This window comes from Streptomyces sp. SID5464 (assembly GCF_009862985.1).
Taxonomy (GTDB): domain Bacteria; phylum Actinomycetota; class Actinomycetes; order Streptomycetales; family Streptomycetaceae; genus Streptomyces; species Streptomyces chartreusis_D.
Genome location: NZ_WWIQ01000022.1, coordinates 277,429 through 293,281 on the forward strand (window position 1 = coordinate 277,429; position 15,853 = coordinate 293,281).

The 15,853-nt window shown below is 72.9% G+C and carries 13 protein-coding genes; 7 read left to right on the forward strand and 6 right to left on the reverse strand.

Going from position 1 to position 15,853, the window contains the following annotated elements:
* Positions 1–6: 6 nt before the first annotated feature.
* From GTY47_RS16810 to GTY47_RS16820, 3 genes are all read right to left on the reverse strand, one after another.
* Positions 7–687, reverse strand: coding sequence for a response regulator transcription factor (locus GTY47_RS16810; RefSeq protein ID WP_010032342.1), 681 nt, complete (start codon positions 685–687; stop codon positions 7–9).
* Positions 684–1,931: a sensor histidine kinase gene (locus GTY47_RS16815; protein ID WP_010032343.1), complete on the reverse strand. Its 1,248-nt coding sequence runs from the start codon at positions 1,929–1,931 to the stop codon at positions 684–686. Before GTY47_RS16815 ends, GTY47_RS16810 begins: the two co-directional genes overlap by 4 nt.
* Positions 1,932–2,040: 109 nt before the next feature.
* Positions 2,041–4,254, reverse strand: coding sequence for an MMPL family transporter (locus tag GTY47_RS16820; protein WP_029180646.1), 2,214 nt, complete (start codon positions 4,252–4,254; stop codon positions 2,041–2,043).
* 349 nt (positions 4,255–4,603) lie between these two features.
* Between GTY47_RS16820 and GTY47_RS16825 the strand changes: the two genes are divergently transcribed.
* The 3 genes from GTY47_RS16825 (at position 4,604) to GTY47_RS41870 (ending at position 6,811) form a co-directional block, all read left to right on the forward strand.
* Positions 4,604–4,807, forward strand: a complete 204-nt coding sequence (locus GTY47_RS16825; protein WP_010032345.1) for a cold-shock protein — start codon at positions 4,604–4,606, stop codon at positions 4,805–4,807.
* Positions 4,808–4,964: 157 nt separating this feature from the next.
* Positions 4,965–6,398 carry a DEAD/DEAH box helicase gene (locus GTY47_RS16830; protein WP_010032347.1) on the forward strand — a complete coding sequence of 478 codons (1,434 nt, stop codon included), beginning with the start codon at positions 4,965–4,967 and terminating at the stop codon, positions 6,396–6,398.
* A 272-nt stretch (positions 6,399–6,670) separates the two neighbouring features.
* The gene (locus GTY47_RS41870) at positions 6,671–6,811 is read left to right on the forward strand and encodes a hypothetical protein (RefSeq protein ID WP_324604430.1); all 141 of its coding nucleotides are present in this window, start codon (positions 6,671–6,673) and stop codon (positions 6,809–6,811) included.
* 95 nt (positions 6,812–6,906) lie between these two features.
* On the opposite strand, the gene GTY47_RS16840 is transcribed toward GTY47_RS41870, so the two are convergent.
* Both GTY47_RS16840 and GTY47_RS16845 read right to left on the reverse strand, forming a co-directional pair.
* Positions 6,907–8,043 carry a glycosyltransferase family 4 protein gene (locus GTY47_RS16840; RefSeq protein ID WP_010032349.1) on the reverse strand — a complete coding sequence of 379 codons (1,137 nt, stop codon included), beginning with the start codon at positions 8,041–8,043 and terminating at the stop codon, positions 6,907–6,909.
* 23 nt (positions 8,044–8,066) lie between these two features.
* Positions 8,067–9,383 carry a glycosyltransferase 87 family protein gene (locus tag GTY47_RS16845; protein ID WP_010032351.1) on the reverse strand — a complete coding sequence of 439 codons (1,317 nt, stop codon included), beginning with the start codon at positions 9,381–9,383 and terminating at the stop codon, positions 8,067–8,069.
* 180 nt (positions 9,384–9,563) lie between these two features.
* Here GTY47_RS16845 and GTY47_RS16850 point away from each other — a divergent pair, with 180 nt between their 5' ends.
* The 3 genes from GTY47_RS16850 (at position 9,564) to GTY47_RS16860 (ending at position 12,387) form a co-directional block, all read left to right on the forward strand.
* Complete coding sequence (locus tag GTY47_RS16850) at positions 9,564–10,823, forward strand: histidine kinase (RefSeq protein ID WP_010032352.1); 1,260 nt, start codon at positions 9,564–9,566, stop codon at positions 10,821–10,823.
* Positions 10,820–11,497, forward strand: a complete 678-nt coding sequence (locus GTY47_RS16855; protein ID WP_010032354.1) for a response regulator transcription factor — start codon at positions 10,820–10,822, stop codon at positions 11,495–11,497. Before GTY47_RS16850 ends, GTY47_RS16855 begins: the two co-directional genes overlap by 4 nt.
* Before the next feature lie 149 nt (positions 11,498–11,646).
* The gene (locus GTY47_RS16860) at positions 11,647–12,387 is read left to right on the forward strand and encodes a class I SAM-dependent methyltransferase (protein WP_010032356.1); all 741 of its coding nucleotides are present in this window, start codon (positions 11,647–11,649) and stop codon (positions 12,385–12,387) included.
* Between the two features lie 27 nt (positions 12,388–12,414).
* On the opposite strand, the gene GTY47_RS16865 is transcribed toward GTY47_RS16860, so the two are convergent.
* Entirely contained in the window at positions 12,415–13,407 is a 993-nt protein-coding gene (locus GTY47_RS16865; RefSeq protein ID WP_010032357.1) for a LacI family DNA-binding transcriptional regulator, read from the reverse strand.
* A gap of 322 nt (positions 13,408–13,729) precedes the next feature.
* Between GTY47_RS16865 and GTY47_RS16870 the strand changes: the two genes are divergently transcribed.
* Positions 13,730–15,781 (forward strand): RICIN domain-containing protein, encoded by a 2,052-nt coding sequence (locus GTY47_RS16870; protein ID WP_010032358.1) that lies wholly within the window; start codon positions 13,730–13,732, stop codon positions 15,779–15,781.
* Positions 15,782–15,853 lie beyond the last annotated feature (72 nt).

A 15,853-nucleotide genomic window follows, 5' to 3' on the forward strand; every position in this document is an offset into this window, starting at 1 on the left:
GGGGCGTCACGCCGTCGGCGGAGCCGCCCGTACGAGGCCCGTCTGGTAGGCGATGACGACCAGTTGCGCACGGTCGCGGGCGTTCAGCTTGGTCATGGCCCGGTGGATGTGCGTGCGCACGGTCAGCGGGCTGAGCGTGAGGTCCTCGGCGATCTCGGTGTTGGACCTGCCCTCCGCCGCCAGGGCCATCACCTCGCGCTCGCGGACCGTGAGGTCGGCGAGGCGCTCCGGTGGTGCGAGGTGGGCGTCGGGGGCGGGGGCCATGAGGAAGCGGGTGATGAGGGAACGGGTGGCGACGGGAGAGAGCAGCGCCTCGCCGGAGGCCACCGTGCGCAGCCCGGCCAGCAGGGTGTCGGCGGTGACGTCCTTGCCGAGGAAGCCGCTGGCACCGGCCCGCAGCGCCTGGGCGACGTAGTCCTCGGTCTCGAAGGTGGTCAGGATGAGGACGCGGGTGGCGGACAGGTCCGGGTCGGCGCAGAGCGTGGCGGTGGCGGTGAGGCCGTCGGTGCCGGGCATGCGGATGTCCATGAGGACGATGTCGGGGTGGTGGGCACGGGTCAGCTCCACCGCCTCCGCGCCGTCGGAGGCCTCGGCGACCACCTCCATGTCCGCGCAGGAGTCGATGAGGATCCGGAAGGTGGCCCGCAGCAGGGCCTGGTCGTCGGCGAGCAGCACCCTGATGGTCAAGGCGTGGTTCCTTCCGCGGGGTGGGTGGAGGGGTGCAGCGGCAGCGCGGTGGTGACCTCGAAGCCGCCCTGGGGGCGGGGCCCGGCGCACAGTTCGCCGCCGATGGAGTGGGCGCGTTCGCGCATGCCCATGACGCCGAAGCCGCGGCCCTGGGAGGCCTCCGGCTTGCCGGTGCCGTCGTTGGTGACCGTGATCAGCAGGCGGGAGCCGGTGTAGGCGAGGCGTACGCGGGCGGCCTCGGCGGTGGCGTGCTTGGTGACGTTGGTGAGCGCCTCCTGCACGATCCGGAAGGCGGTCAGGTCGACGCCGGGTGAGAGCGGCTGCGGCTCCCCCTCCGTGGTGACGGTGACCTCCAGTCCCGCCGACGCGCACGCCGAGACCAGCTCGGGCAGCCGGGCCAGGCCGGGGGCCGGTTCCAGCGCCGCGGAGCCGGGGCCGGTGTCGTCCTCGTGGTCGTTCTGGCGCAGCAGGCCCAGGGCGGTCTTCAGCTCCCGCAGCGCGGAGGACGTGGTGCCGGTCAGGTCGGTGAGGATCTTCCGGGTCTGCTCGGGGTTGGTGAGGGCGAGGTGCGCGGCCGTGCCGGCCTGGGCGTTGGCCAGGGCCATGTGGTGGGCGACGACGTCGTGGAGCTCCCGGGCGATGCGCATCCGTTCCTCGGTGACCCGCTGCCGGGCCTCCTCCTCGCGGGTGCGCTCGGCGTGTTCGGCCCGGGCCTGCACCGAGCGGACGTAGGCGCGGCGCAGCTGGGTCATCTTGCCGGCGGCCAGGGGCAGCATCAGCCAGAAGATCGGGCCGATCATCCTGAGCAGCAGCGAGACGTGGTCCATGGAGTCGGAGAACACGGCCGCGAGCGTCACCGCGAGCAGGGTGGTGAGGCCGTAGCTGCGGGTGGACTTCCGGTCGGTGAGCACGGCCAGCCAGAAGAGTGCCGCCATGACCGGGGCCAGCAGCAGCGGGGTGACCAGATAGCCCAGCGCGACCGCGGCCACCGTGCAGCTCCCGGCCACGACGACGGCGGTGCGCGGGTGGGTGCGGTGCTTGAGCAGGACGAGGCAGGAGACTCCCATGAGCACGGTGGCGGTCTTGTCCTGGTCCGGCGGATCGGCGCTGGGCAGGGTGAGGGAACCACCGAGCGTCGCGCAGCCCATCAGTGCCAGGACCATGGCCAGATCGACGAGGAAGGCGTGGCGTGCCGAGAACTTCTCCAGGCGGTCCGCGTAACGCCGCTCCAGACTGGTACTCATCGGGCTCTCCGGGGGGGGGTGGGCTGGGGACCATGGTGGTCGACGTCGGGCGGGAACGCCCGAGTGGCCGCCCGTGTCCTTCGCCACGGGCGGCCCTGGTGGCGGTGTGTCAGGTGCGCGCCGGTTCCAGGTCGCGTGCGGTGTCCGCCGCCGGTTCCTCCGTCTCCGGCCGGCGGGCGAGCGCCTCGCCCTCCACGTCGACCCGGGGCAGCGCCCGGTCCAGCCACTTCGGCAGCCACCACGCCCGGTGGCCGAGCAGGGCGAGCACCGCGGGCACGATGGCCATCCGGACGACGAAGGCGTCGAACAGGACGGCGGAGGCGAGTCCGAACCCGATCATCTTGATCATGGAGTCGCTCTCGCCGATGAACCCGGCGAAGACCGCGATCATGATCAGGGCCGCGGCCACGACCACCCGGGCACTGTGCCGGAAGCCCGACGTGACCGCCTGCGCGGGCGACTCGCCGTGGACGTACGCCTCCCGCATCCGCGAGACGAGGAACACCTCGTAGTCCATCGCGAGGCCGAAGACGATGCCCACCAGGAAGATCGGCATCAGGCTCATGATCGGGCCGGTCTGCTCCACGCCGAGGAGTTCCGCGCCGTGGCCCTGCTGGAACACGACCACGACCGCGCCGAGGGAGGCCAGCACCGACAGCAGGAAGCCGAGGGCCGCCTTGAGCGGGACGAGCAGGGACCGGAAGACCACCAGCAGCAGCACGATCGCCAGCCCGACGACCACGATCAGGTACGGGACCAGCGCGGCCTGCACCTTCTGGGCGATGTCGATGTTCATCGCGGTGCTGCCGGTGACCTCGTAGCTCGCGCCGGTGGCGGACTCGATGCCGGGCCGCTCGTCGCGGATGGTCGTCACCAGGTCCTTGGTCTTCTCGTCGGTCGGTGCGGTGGACGGCACGACGGAGAAGACGGCGGTGTCACCGGCGTCGTTGAAGCGGGCCGGGGAGACGGACACGACGCCCTTCGTGGCGCCGATCCGCTGGGCGATCTCGTCCGCGGCGCCCTTGGCGTCGGCGGCGCCCCTGCCGTCCACGACGACGGTCAGCGGCCCGTTGAAGCCCGGCCCGAAGCCCGCGGCGAGCGCGTCGTAGGCGCGGCGTTCGGTGGTGGAGACCGGCTTGGCCTCGTCCCCGGGCATGCCCAGCTGGAGGTCGGCCGCGGGCAGGGCGAGGGCGCCGAGGCCGACGACGCCGAGGAGCAGGACGGGGACGGGGCGGCGCAGCACGAACCGGGCCCAGCGGCTGCCGCCGTTGGTGTCGCCGCTGACCTCGATCCGGCCGCTCTTGCGGGCCCGCCGGGTGAGCACGGCGTTCGGCCAGAAGCCGAGGAAGGCCGGGACGAGCGTCAGCGCGACCAGCACGGCGACGACGACCGCGCCCGCGGCGGCGAGGCCCATCTTGGTGAGCATCGGGATGCCGACCACGGCGAGTCCGGCCAGCGCGATGACGACGGTGAGCCCGGCGAACACGACCGCGGACCCGGCCGTGCCGGCGGCGAGTCCGGCGGCCTCCTGCGGCGCACGGCCCTTGGCGCGCTCCTCCCGGTAGCGGGAGACGACGAACAGGGCGTAGTCGATGCCGACGGCGAGGCCCAGCATCATCGCCAGGGTGCCGGTGGTGGTGGACAGGCCGAGGGCCTGGGACAGGGTGAGGATCGTGGCCATGCTGACGCCGACGCCGATGACGGCGGTCAGCAGGGGCAGCCCGGCGGCGGCCAGGGAGCCGAAGGTGATGAGCAGCACGACGGCGGCGATGGCGACACCGATCACCTCGGCCGTGCCGCCCGGCCCGGCGTTGTCGGCCAGCGCGCTGCCGCCCGCCTCGACGGTCAGCCCGGAGTCCCGGGCCTGCTCGATGGCGCGCTCCAGATGGGTCCGGCTGGCGTCGGTGAGGTCGTTGGCCCCGACCCTGTAGGTGACGGTCGCGAAGGCGGTCGAGCCGTCCTTGCTGATCGTCCTCGCCCGGAACGGGTCGACGGCGCTCGCGACCTGCGTGCCGTCGCCGAGGCCGGTCACGGCCTTCTCGATGGCCTGCTTGTTCTCGGCGGCGGTCACCTTCTCGCCGCCGGGCGCGATGAACACGACCCGGGCGGTCGCGCTGTCGGCCGTGGCCCCGGGGAAACGCTGTTCCATCAGGTCGAACGCCTTCTGGGACTCGATGCCGGGCATCGAGAAGCCCTCGTCGGCGGCCCCCGGCGCCTTGAGGGCACCGAGCCCGACGGCGGCCAGGACGGCCGCCCAGACCAGGGCGACGTACCAACGTCGCCGGAAGGCCAGTCGGCCCACTCGATACAGGAAAGTAGCCACGGCAGGAGGTCTCCACATCTGGGTGTCGATCGTCTGCCAAGGCTCTCCGCCGGCGGCCCGTCCCGTCGTCGTGCGGCTGCCGACAATCCGGACTACTGAGAACGCAGTACGAGCGGACCCGCGCTCCACCTGGGGTACGAGATTCCCGGGCCATCCGGCGCGGCCTGTGCTACCGTCGTTGTTGTTGCAGTTTTGGTTCCCAGAGACTTCGAGTGCTCTATCGACCTTCGTCGACGAGCACTCTTTTTAGTTTCCGAGGATTTTCGGATCTCTCCGAGGGTGATCATTTCAGCGACTCCGAGTCCGTAAAGTGCGGGTCTCGGGTTTGTCCCCCTAAGGGAGATTCAGCATGGCATCTGGCACTGTGAAGTGGTTCAACGCGGAAAAGGGCTTCGGCTTCATCGAGCAGGAGGGCGGCGGTCCCGACGTGTTCGCCCACTACTCGAACATCGCCACCTCCGGCTTCCGCGAGCTTCAGGAAGGCCAGAAGGTTACCTTCGACGTCACGCAGGGCCAGAAGGGCCCGCAGGCCGAGAACATCGTGCCCGCCTGACGCTGACGCGTCCGACGTGACCGGGGCCCGCACCGTGAGGTGCGGGCCCCAGCCTCGTTTTCATCCCACACCCGGCTCAGTGTTGCGAATCCTGGTGCGGCCCGTCCCGGCCGCCGGGAATTCCCCGATACGTGTGCCGCATCGAGGAAGGATCCCCTTGGATCGCACCGCTCGCAAGAACAACGGCTCGCCCCACTCCCGTAAGGCCGCGGGCCGAGGCGCCTCCGCCCGTACGGCGGGCGCGGGCCGCGGCGGCCCCCGGCGCCGTACCGCGCCCGGCGGGGAGTTCGCGCTGCCGGCCACCCTCACCCCGGCGCTGCCCGCCGTCGAGGACTTCGCCGGACTGGGCCTGCCCGAGCGGCTGTTGACCGCGCTGCGCGCCGAGGGCGTGACCGTGCCGTTCCCGATCCAGGCGGCGACGCTGCCGAACTCCCTGGCGGGCCGGGACGTGCTGGGCCGCGGGCGCACGGGGTCGGGCAAGACGCTCGCCTTCGGCCTCGCCGTGCTGGCCCGCATCGACGGGCAACGGGCCGAGCCCCGGCAGCCGGTGGCCCTCGTCCTCGTCCCCACCAGGGAACTGGCGCAGCAGGTCACCGACGCCCTCACCCCCTACGCCCAGGCGTTGCGCCTGCGGCTCACCACGGTGGTCGGCGGTATGTCGATCGGCCGCCAGGCGAGCGCGCTGCGCGGCGGCGCCGAGGTCGTCGTCGCCACCCCCGGCCGGCTCAAGGACCTCATAGACCGCGGCGACTGCCGGCTGGACCGCGTCACCGTCACGGTCCTGGACGAGGCCGACCAGATGACCGACATGGGCTTCATGCCGCAGGTGACCGCCCTGCTCGACCAGGTGCGCCCCGGGGGCCAGCGGCTGCTGTTCTCGGCCACGCTGGACCGCAACGTCGACCGTCTGGTCCGCACCTACCTGCACGACCCCGTCGTGCACTCGGTCGACCCGTCCGCCGGTGCGGTCACCACCATGGAGCACCACCTGCTGCACGTGGAGGACGACGACAAGCACGCCACCACGACGGAGATCGCCGCCCGCGACGGGCGCGTGATCATGTTCCTGGACACCAAGCACGCCGCCGACCGGCTGGCCAAGAAGCTGCTGGCCGTGGGGGTGCGCGCCTCGGCCCTGCACGGCGGGAAGTCCCAGTCCCAGCGCACCCGGACGCTGGCCCGGTTCAAGGACGGCGAGGTCACGGTCCTGGTGGCCACCAACGTCGCCGCCCGCGGCATCCACGTCGACAACCTCGACCTCGTCGTCAACGTGGACCCGCCCGCCGACCACAAGGACTATCTGCACCGGGGCGGCCGGACCGCCCGGGCCGGCGAGTCGGGCACCGTCGTCACGCTGGTCCTGCCCCACCAGCGCCGCGAGACGGCCCGCCTGATGGCCGACGCCGGCATCACCCCGCGCGTCACCCGGGTCCGCTCGGGCGAGGCCGAACTGAGCCGTATCACCGGCGCCCAGGCGCCCTCGGGCGTGCCCGTGGTCCTCGCCCCGCCGCCCTCCGAGAGCGGCCCCGCGCGCACGGGTTCCGCCCCGCGCACCCGGCGCGGCAGGCCCTCCCGGGGCCGCCGCCGCTGACCCGCTCCCCGAAGTGGAGGCCGCGCGCGGTCCGCGTCACGTGCCGGGCCGCGCCGGAGCCAGCCGCACCACCGTCCCCTCCCCGTTGGACGACAGGAGCAGGGAGCCGTCCGGTGCGGCGGTGAGACCCGCGAACCGGGGTGCCACGCCGGGGAGGCCGTGCGCGAAGAGGGCGGGGGCCGGGCGGGCCGCGGCCCCCGGCGGGGTGCCGCCAGGTCTTCGGCCTCGACGCGGGTGCCGCCGGTCGTCAGGGAGACCGACCAGAGCCGGCGGTGAGCGTTCACGGTGAAGAGTTCGTCGCCGTGCACCGCCACGCCCTGCGGGGCGCCGAGGCCGTCCGCGACCGGTACCAACTCGCCTTCGTCCACGGGATGGTCGAGGCCTTCGGCCAGGTGCCGGTGGCGGGGTCGTAGGTCCGGTGGCCGTCCTTCGCGGAGACCGTCACGCGCGCGCTGCGGATGATCGACGTCGTCGAGCGGCGCTGGCACGACGGGCCTGGGGGCCCGCCTCAGCCCACCCCGAGCAGGGACGTCAGGTGCCCGTGGGTCCGGTCCCACCCCCATTCCCCGCGCACCCAGGCACGGCCCTTGCGGCCCATGTCCCGGGCCGGCTCCGTCTCGTCCAGCAACAGCGTCAGCCGGTCGGCGAGCGCCTCCACGTCACGGCCGTCGACCACGAAGCCGGTCTCCCCGTCCCGTACGGTGTCCGGCGCGCCGCCCGAGTCGCCGACGACGACCGGCAGTCCGGCCGCGGCCGCCTCCAGGAACACGATGCCGAGGCCCTCGACCTCCATGCCCGCCCTGCGAGTCCGGCACGGCATCGCGAACACCTGGGCGGCGGCGTAGAACCCGGGCATCTCCTCGTGCGGGTGCCCGCCCGCGAAGACCACCGCGCCGGCCGGCCCCCGCTCGGCCGCCAGCCGGCGCAGGGCCCGGGCGTGCGGCCCGTCCCCGACCAGCAGCAGCACCGCGTCGGGCACACTACGGCGCACCAGGGGCAACGCTCGTATCAGCGCGTCCTGTCCCTTGCGCGGGACGAGCCGCGCCGCGCACAGCACGACCGGACTGTCGCCCAGGCCGTACCGCTCCCGCACCCGGGCCGCCGCTGCCGCGGAGCCCCGGAAGACCTCGGCGTCCACGCCGGGCGCCAGCCGCCGCATCCGTGCCGCCGCCTCCGGTCCGACGGCGGCGGCGATCCGGGCCCGGGTGTACGAGCCGAGGTACGTGACGCTGTCCACCCCGGCGCCGACGCGGCGCAGCAGCGCGCGGGCACCCGGCGTGCGCGCCCACCACACCTCGTGCCCGTGCGTCGTGGCGACCAGCCGCCGCACCTCCGTACGGCGCCGCAGCTCGCCCGCCATCAGCCCGAGCGGGGCCGCGGCCCCGAACCAGACGCTGTCGCAGTCGAACCGGCGGGCCAGCTCCACCGCCCGGGCGGTGACCCGCCTGGTCGGCAGCAGCATGTGGCTGCGGTCCCGCACGACGGGGAACGGCAGCCGGGCGTCGTAGGCCCGGTCGCCCGGCGTGCTGGAGGTGTAGACGGCGACCCGGTCGGGCGGGAAGCGGACCGTCATGGCGTGGACGAAGGTCTCGATGCCGCCCTGCCGGGGCGGGAAGTCGTTGGTGACGACGAGCGTGCGCGGCATGGTCGGTCAGTCCTCCAGCGGCTTCAGGGTGAGCAGGTGGTTGCGGTGCGCCTCGGTGACCCGGCCCACGGGACGCCACCGGCCGGCCCGAGCCGGAACCAGCCGAGCAGCACCAGCGGGTAGACGACGTATCCGAAGCGGGTGGCGGGGATCAGGCACATCGCGATCCCGAGGCCCAGCGCGAGCCGGTCGGCGGCGGCGACGGTGGTGCGCGGCGGACGCGTCACGAGGGACCCGGCCACCGCGACCGCGCTCAGCGCCAGCGCCGCCACGGCGAGGGCGAAGCCCCCCGGCACGTACGTCGCCAGCAGATGCCCGGGCAGCGGGCTGGTCGCCGGGGATCCGGTGCCTCCCTCGCCGAGCGGGAAGAGCAGCACGTGCTCGGTGAACGCCCGGGGGTCGGCGAGCGCGACCGGCAGCACGGCGAGCACGGCGAGGGTGACGGCCGTGACACCGGCCCGCACGGCGGCCCGCCCCCCGGCGGTCACCGCGAGCAGGGCGAGACCGACGGGCAGCAGCGGCCAGGCCGTCCACTTCAGCGACGCGGCGGCGCCGAGCGCGAGCCCGGCGGCGACCGGGCCGCCGCGGCCGGCGAGGGCGAGCGCGAGACACATCAGGGCGATGACCGGCAGATCGACACCGCCGACGGCGAGCGGGAGGGCGACGGCGGGGGTGGCGGCGAGCCGGAGGAGGGGGCGGGCGGTGCGGTGCCGGGACGGCTGTGCCCCCCTGCCCAGCGCGGCGGCCAGCCCCATGGCCCCGAGTGACACCAGCCCGAACCACAGCCGGGCGTCCGCGAGCGGGACGTCGCCGAGGACGGCCCGGGGCAGCCCGAAGAGGGCCATGCCGGGCAGGTACGGGTTGTAGTCCCGCAGTCGGGCCGGGTCCGGGACGTACGGTGTGCCGGAGTCCAGCAGCAGCCCGCCGGACCGCTCGACGACCGTGACCTCCAACTGCCGTGCCCCGTCCGCGACCAGGAACACCAGCGGCACCAGCACGGACCCGACGGCGGCCACCGCCGCGCTCGCCAGGCCCCAGGGCCGCGCGGAGAGACGGGCGACGAGCGCGCCGAGACCGTAGCCGGCGGTGGCACAGGCGCCCCACACCTGGTGCGGGGCGATCGTCGTACGCAGACACAGCAGCAGTGCGAAGACGGCGCAGGCCGCCCAGCACAGGGTCTCCCATCGGCGGCCGGTGCTCCGCCGGGACGGCGGAAGGGAGACCGGGACGCGAAAGGGGCCGGGGAGGCCCACCGGCGCGGCGGTACGCACGGCCGCCGCCGAACCACCCGGCACCAGCGAGCCGACCAGCGGCAGCAGCCCTCGCGAACGCCCCTGCATCCCGCTCCCCCTGTCCACCGCCGGCCGGCCTTCCGTCTTTTCCGGCAAGTCTTCGCAAGGGGCGGACGCGAGGCGTCACACCGGGCACCGATCCTCGGTGTCAACCCGTGGTACTCGTCCGGCACCCGGATCAACCCGTACGGTGACGCGGGCCGGACACCTCCGGCCGACAATGTGGGCATGCGTCAGTCGTCCCTGCGCCCCACCGCATGGCCGCGGTCGCCCCGCTACCCGTACGTCAGCGGCGTCCTGCTGGTCCTCCTCGCCGCGGCCGAGGTCCTGCACTCCCGCATCAGCTCGACGACGGTCCTGGCCACCCTGCCCTTCGTGGTGCTCCCCCTGCTGTGGCGGCGACGTGAACCCCGCATCGGATGCCTGGTGGTGCCGGCGGCGCTGCTGAACTTCCTCTTCCGCCCGGAGCTGCTGATGACGGTGGCGGTGGCGGGAGTCATGGGCCTCTACACGCTCGCCCGCCACCGGGTCCTGCACCCCGCACTGCTCAGCGCGGCCGCGATCACCGGCTCGGTGCTGGTCAACCTGGGCCATGTGGCGACGGGCGTGTACGACCTCGGCGGCCGGGCGCCCGCCGTCGGCGCCGACGGCTCGCTGTCGTACTTCACGGAGTCGTTCGTCCTGGCCGTGGGCGTGGTGGCGACGGTCGGTGTCGCGGACGCCACCCGCAGCCGGGAGGAGTCCCGGCAGGCGCGCGAGGCGGCCCAGCGGGAACTGATCGCCATGGAGCGCAGGCATGCGGCGGCACAGGAACGAGCTGCCATAGCACGGGAGTTGCACGACATCGTGGCGCACTCGGTGTCCGTGATCGCCGTCCAGGCGGAGAGCGCCACGTACACCACACCCGACCTGTCCCCGCCCGCCCGCGACGGCTTCCAGCAGATCGCCTCGTCGGCCCGGTCGGCACTGACCGAACTGCGCCGGCTGCTGAGCGTGCTCCGCGCGGACGAGGCCGGAGCCGAGGAGGCGGCCCCGGTCGTACCGCAACCGACGCTCGACTCCCTGGGGGCGCTGCTGGAAGCCCACCGGTCGGGCGGCGGAGAGGTGATCCTGCACACGGCGGGCACCCGCCCCGCGGCGCTCCCGCCCTCCCTCGAACTCACGGTCTACCGCATCGTCCAGGAGGCCCTGACCAACGCCCGCCGCCATGCACCGGGCGCCGCGGTCGACGTCCGCCTCACCTACGAGGAGGACGAAGTCCGGCTGCGCATCACCGACGACGGCCCCGGCCCAGGGCCCGGTGCGGGACCCCGAGGCCCCCAACACTCCTCCGGCGGGCACGGGTTGAGCGGAATGCGGGAGCGTGCGAGCCTACTCGGCGGACGTCTGACCTGCGGGGCCGCCGGTCCCGGGGGTGGTTTCCTGATCGAGGCGGAACTCCCGGTGCGGGCGGTCGCGAAGAGCTTCGCGGAGGGTGTGTACGAGTGACGGCGGGGGAACCGATCCGGGCGATCGTGGCCGACGACCAGGCGGTGGTACGCACGGGGTTCGTGAACCTGCTGTCCACCCAGGACGACATCGACGTCGTGGGCGAGGCGGAGGACGGCGAACAGGCCGTCGCCCTCGCGCTGGCCCACCGGCCGGACGTGGCGCTGCTGGACATCAGGATGCCCGAGCTTGACGGCATCCAGGCCGCGCGCACGATCCTCCGGGAGACCGACGGTGCCACCAAGGCGCTGATGCTCACCACGTTCGACCTCGACCAGTACGTCTTCGACGCGCTGGCGGCCGGGGCCAGCGGCTTCCTCCTGAAGGACGCGACCTTCCCCGAACTCCTGCACGCGGTACGGGTGGTGGCCGCCGGCGACGCCATGCTGGCCCCCGGCATCACCCGCCGCCTGATCGCCGAGTTCGCCCCCCGCCGCCCCGTCACGGCCCCCAAGTCCCTCCTCGACCGCCTCACCGCCCGCGAGGTGGAGGTCCTCCTCCTCATCGCCCAGGGCCTCTCCAACAAGGACATCGCCGAACGCCTGACCATCACCGACCACACGGTCAAGACCCACATCAACCGCCTGTTCACCAAGCTGGACCTCCGCGACCGGGCCCAGGCGGTGATCGTGGCGTACGAGGCGGGTCTGGTGACGCCGGGGGAGGGCGGCTGAGGTCGCAACGAGGCCGGCCACTCAACGGGCTCGGGGACCGGCACGCCGGGCTGTGGCTGGACGACGCGGACACGGTCGCCCTGACCGCGAGGGCCGGCCAGTGCCCGATCGTGTTGACCGCCCCCGGCAGGCACTGCTGGAGTCGGCACGTGGACAGCATCCCCGCCAACCGGCGGCTCTGGAACCAGATCAGCAGCGCCTACCAGCACGAGCACGACCCGCAAATCGGCGCCACACCCCGGCTGTGGGGCATGTACTCCATCCCCGACGCGCACCTGCACGCCCTGGGCGACGTCACCGGCAAACGCGTCCTCGAACTCGGCTGCGGCGCCGGCCAGTGGTCAAGGGCGCTCGCCGCCGAGGGCGCCACCGTGGTCGGACTCGACCTGTCCGAAGCCCAACTCGCCGCGGCGGCCGACGCGATGGGAGCGGCCCGCTACCCGCTGGTGCAAGGCGCCGCCGAACAACTCCCCTTCGCCGCCGACAGCTTCGACCTGGTGTTCTGCGACTTCGGTGGGCTCAGCTGGGCGCCCCCGCACCTGGCCGTCCCGCAGGCCGCACGCGTCTTGACCCGAGGCGGGCGCCTGGTGTTCAACGTCGCCAGCCCATGGTTCGAAGTCTGCTACGACGAAGCCGCCAGCCGCGTGACCACGACGCTGCAGAAGGACTACTTCGGGCTGAACAGCATCGCCGAAGACGACGGCGCGACCAGCTATCAGCTCACCTACGGCGACTGGGTCAAGGTCCTGCGCGGCGCGGGTCTCATCATCGACGACCTCATCGAGCCGCGGCCCGACCTCGGCACACCCAACGGCTACAACGAAACCGACCCACCGGACTGGGCACACCGCTGGCCGGCGGAACTGCTCTGGGTGACCCACAAACCGTAGGTTCCGCCGCGCCGGGACGGGAGGGACTCATCGGTCTCGCCCCGGCGCCCCCGTGCTCTCCCGCCGCACCAACCGCGTCGGCACGAGCGTCGTCCCGTGCTCCTCCCCGTCCTGCCGCATCTTGCTCAGGACGCCCTCCACGCACAGCCGCCCCACCTCGGCGAAGTCCTGGTGGATGGTCGTCAGGGGCGGGAGGAAGGACGCGGACTCGGGGATGTCGTCGAAGCCGATGACGCTGATGTCGCCGGGGACGCGCAGCCCGCGTTCGTGCAGGGCCCGGAGCAGGCCCAGGGCCATCTGGTCGTTGGCCGCGAACACCGCCGTGCAGTCCGGCTCGCCGGCCAGCCGGAGCCCGGCCCGGTAGCCGGACTCGGCCGACCAGTCGCCCCGGACCAGGGGCGGCGGGACCCGGCCGGCCGCGGTCAGCGTGTCGCGCCAGGCGTTGGCACGGCGCTGGGCGGCGAAGGAGCCCTCCGGGCCGGCCAGGTGCCACACCGTCTCGTGGCCGAGGTCCAGGAGGTGCCGTACGGCGTCCCGCGCGCCGCCCGCCTGGTCGGTGTCGACCACGGTGTAGCGGTCGCCCGCGTCCGAGTCGGCCACCACGACCTGCACACCGGGCGGGAGGGAGACCGTCGCCGCGTCCAGCAGGTGGATCTCCATGATGACGATGACGGCGTCCACTGCGAGCTCGCCCAGGCGGGAGAAGGCGCCGTTCACCTCGTCCTGGGTGGGGACGGCGACGGGCAGCAGCGTGACGGCGTAGCCGTGCTGGGCCGCGGAGGTGGCGATGGCCTCCAGGGTGCGGATGTTGCCCATCGTGGAGAGGGAGAAGGTGATCACGCCGAGGGTGCGGAACTCGCCGCGCTTGAGGGCCCGCGCGGCGCTGTTGGGGCGGTAGCCCAGCTCCCGCATCGCGGCCAGGACCTGGCGGCGGGTGTCCTCGGTGACGCCCGGGAAGCCGTTGGAGACGCGGGAGACCGTCTGGGAGGAGACACCGGCGAGCTGCGCGACGTCGGCCATGGAGGCGCCCTGGCGCGGACGGGCCGGACGCCTTCTCGTACGGCCCGTGCCCTCGGGTTCTCTCTCACCGCCCACTGTGCCCACCTGCCCCTCGCCCCCCTCGCCGCGCAGGCGGCGCAATTTTCGGTCCGGAACGACTCCTTGACCCCTGAGATTCGGACAGTGTAGACATCCCGCCAGTGGATGTTTACGTAAACATTGCCTAGTCGAAATCGTACGAGAAGGCACCGAACGGCGCTGAACTCGCACCAGTCGCACCACGTAGGCCCCGATCTCTGCGTCCGCCGGGACGCGCGGACGCAGAAGAGTTGGAGTACTCGAGATGGCACACCGCACCCGCAAGAGAAGGCTCCTCGGGGCCATCGGCGTCACCGCCGTGGCGACCGGAACCATCCTGGCCACCACCACCCTGCCCGCCGCGCACGCCGAACCCACCGCGCAGGCGGCCGGCGTCACCGTCCGCCCCGACCCCTCCTACTCGGGGGAGAAGTTCGAGGGCTGGGGCACGAGCCTGGTGTGGTTCGCCAACGCCACCGGCGACTACCCGCCCGCGATACGCGAGAAGCTCTACAAGCTCCTCTTCGGCGACGAGGGCCTCGCCCTGAACATCGCCCGCTACAACATCGGCGGCGGCAACGCCCCGGACGTCAAGGACTACCTGCGGGCCGGCGGCGCGGTCGAGGGCTGGTGGAAGGCCCCCGCGGGCACCACCCGCGAGGACGTCGACTGGTGGGACGCGGAGGACCCGGCCGACTGGAACAGACACGCCGACAAGACGCAGCGCTGGTGGGTCGACCGCATCAAGAAGGACATCACCCACTGGGAGACCTTCAGCAACTCCCCGCCCTGGTTCATGACCGAGAGCGGCTACGTCTCCGGGAACTTCGACGCGGGCAAGGACCAGCTGAAGCCGGAGTCCGTGGAGGACTTCGCCAAGTACCTGGTGGGCGCGACCGAGCGACTGGAGAAGGCGCACGGCATCAAGGTCGACACGCTCGACCCGTTCAACGAGCCGAACACCAACTACTGGGGCACCAAGCTCGGCCCGGACGGCGAGCCGACCGGCGGTCGCCAGGAGGGCGCCCACATGGGCCCCGAGCTCCAGCAGAAGGTGCTGCGCGCGCTCGCCCCGGTGCTGAAGAAGTCCAAGTCGGACGCGGAGATATCCGCGATGGACGAGACGAACCCCGGAACGTTCGCCACCAACTGGAACTCCTACCCCCAGGACGTGCGGGACCTGGTGGGGCAGATGAACGTCCACACCTACGGCACCGGCCAGCGCACCACCGTCCGCGACCTCGCCAAGGCCGCCGACAAGCCGCTGTGGATGAGCGAGGTCGAGGGCGACTGGGGCGACGGCCAGAGCTTCACGGACATGCGGCCCGGCCTCGGCCTCGCCCAGCGCATCGTCGACGACCTGCGCGAACTGGAGCCCAAGGCCTGGGTGTTCTGGCAGCCGGTCGAGGACTACGACAACATGAAGCCGGGCGGGGAGTCCGCGAAGGGCGGCAACTGGGGCGAGATCCAGCTCCCGTTCAGCTGCACCTCCAAGGACACCCTCGAAACCTGCCCCGTCCACACCAACACCAAGTTCGACACGGCCCGCAACTTCACGCACTTCATCAAGCCCGGCGACCGGCTGATCAAGACCAACGACACGTCCAGCACCGCGGCGATCTCCCGCAAGGGCGACGCGGCGACCGTCGTCCACGTCAACAGCGCCACCGAGTCCCGCGAGGTCACCCTCGACCTGTCGAAGTTCGGCCGGGTCTCCTCCCACGCCACCGTCACCCCGGTGGTGACCAGCGCCGACGGCAAGCTGGAGAAGCAGAAGGCGGTCCGGGTCTCCGGCAAGCAGGCCACGGTCACCGTGCCCGCCCAGTCGGTGACGTCCTTCCTCGTCAAGGGCGTGTCCGGTGTCGCCAAGGACGCGGCCGAGCTGCGGAAGGGCCACACCTACCGGCTGACCGGCGTCCAGAGCGGCAAGGACCTCACCATCGCCGGCAACGGCACGGGCCTGGTCATCAAGAACGCCGACACCTCCGACCCGAGCGGCCAGCAGTGGCGGGTGGAGCAGATCCGCGGCACGGACAACCGCAAGCGGTACGTGTTCACCGAGACCGCCACGAACAAGCGCCTGGCCGTCCGCGACGGCGCCCTGGTCGCCGAGCCGGACGAGGGCCGCCGCGACAAGGCCACCGAGTGGATCATGTCCACGACCGGCGACGGCACCTGGACCCTCGTCAACGCCGCCACCGGCCAGCTCCCGGACGTCGCGGGCCAGTCCACGAACGACGGCGCCTCGGTCGGCCTCTGGCAGCCCAACTCCGGTTCCAACCAGCGCTGGAAGGTCACGGACGTGACGGGCAGCTGACGCTTCGCCCCGCACGCGCCTGCCACGACGCCCCCGGCCTGCCGCACCCCCTGGTGACGGCGGGGCCGGGGG

What these genes read in the sequence shown, in the direction of transcription:
- GTY47_RS16850 (WP_010032352.1), top strand. Translation starts at nt 9,564, where the DNA reads ATGCGTCAGTCGTCCCTGCGCCCCACCGCATGGCCGCGGTCGCCCCGC.
- GTY47_RS16865 (WP_010032357.1), bottom strand. Translation starts at nt 13,407, where the DNA reads ATGGCCGACGTCGCGCAGCTCGCCGGTGTCTCCTCCCAGACGGTCTCC.
- GTY47_RS16845 (WP_010032351.1), bottom strand. Translation starts at nt 9,383, where the DNA reads ATGCAGGGGCGTTCGCGAGGGCTGCTGCCGCTGGTCGGCTCGCTGGTG.
- GTY47_RS16825 (WP_010032345.1), top strand. Translation starts at nt 4,604, where the DNA reads ATGGCATCTGGCACTGTGAAGTGGTTCAACGCGGAAAAGGGCTTCGGC.
- GTY47_RS16815 (WP_010032343.1), bottom strand. Translation starts at nt 1,931, where the DNA reads ATGAGTACCAGTCTGGAGCGGCGTTACGCGGACCGCCTGGAGAAGTTC.
- GTY47_RS16840 (WP_010032349.1), bottom strand. Translation starts at nt 8,043, where the DNA reads ATGCCGCGCACGCTCGTCGTCACCAACGACTTCCCGCCCCGGCAGGGC.
- GTY47_RS16870 (WP_010032358.1), top strand. Translation starts at nt 13,730, where the DNA reads ATGGCACACCGCACCCGCAAGAGAAGGCTCCTCGGGGCCATCGGCGTC.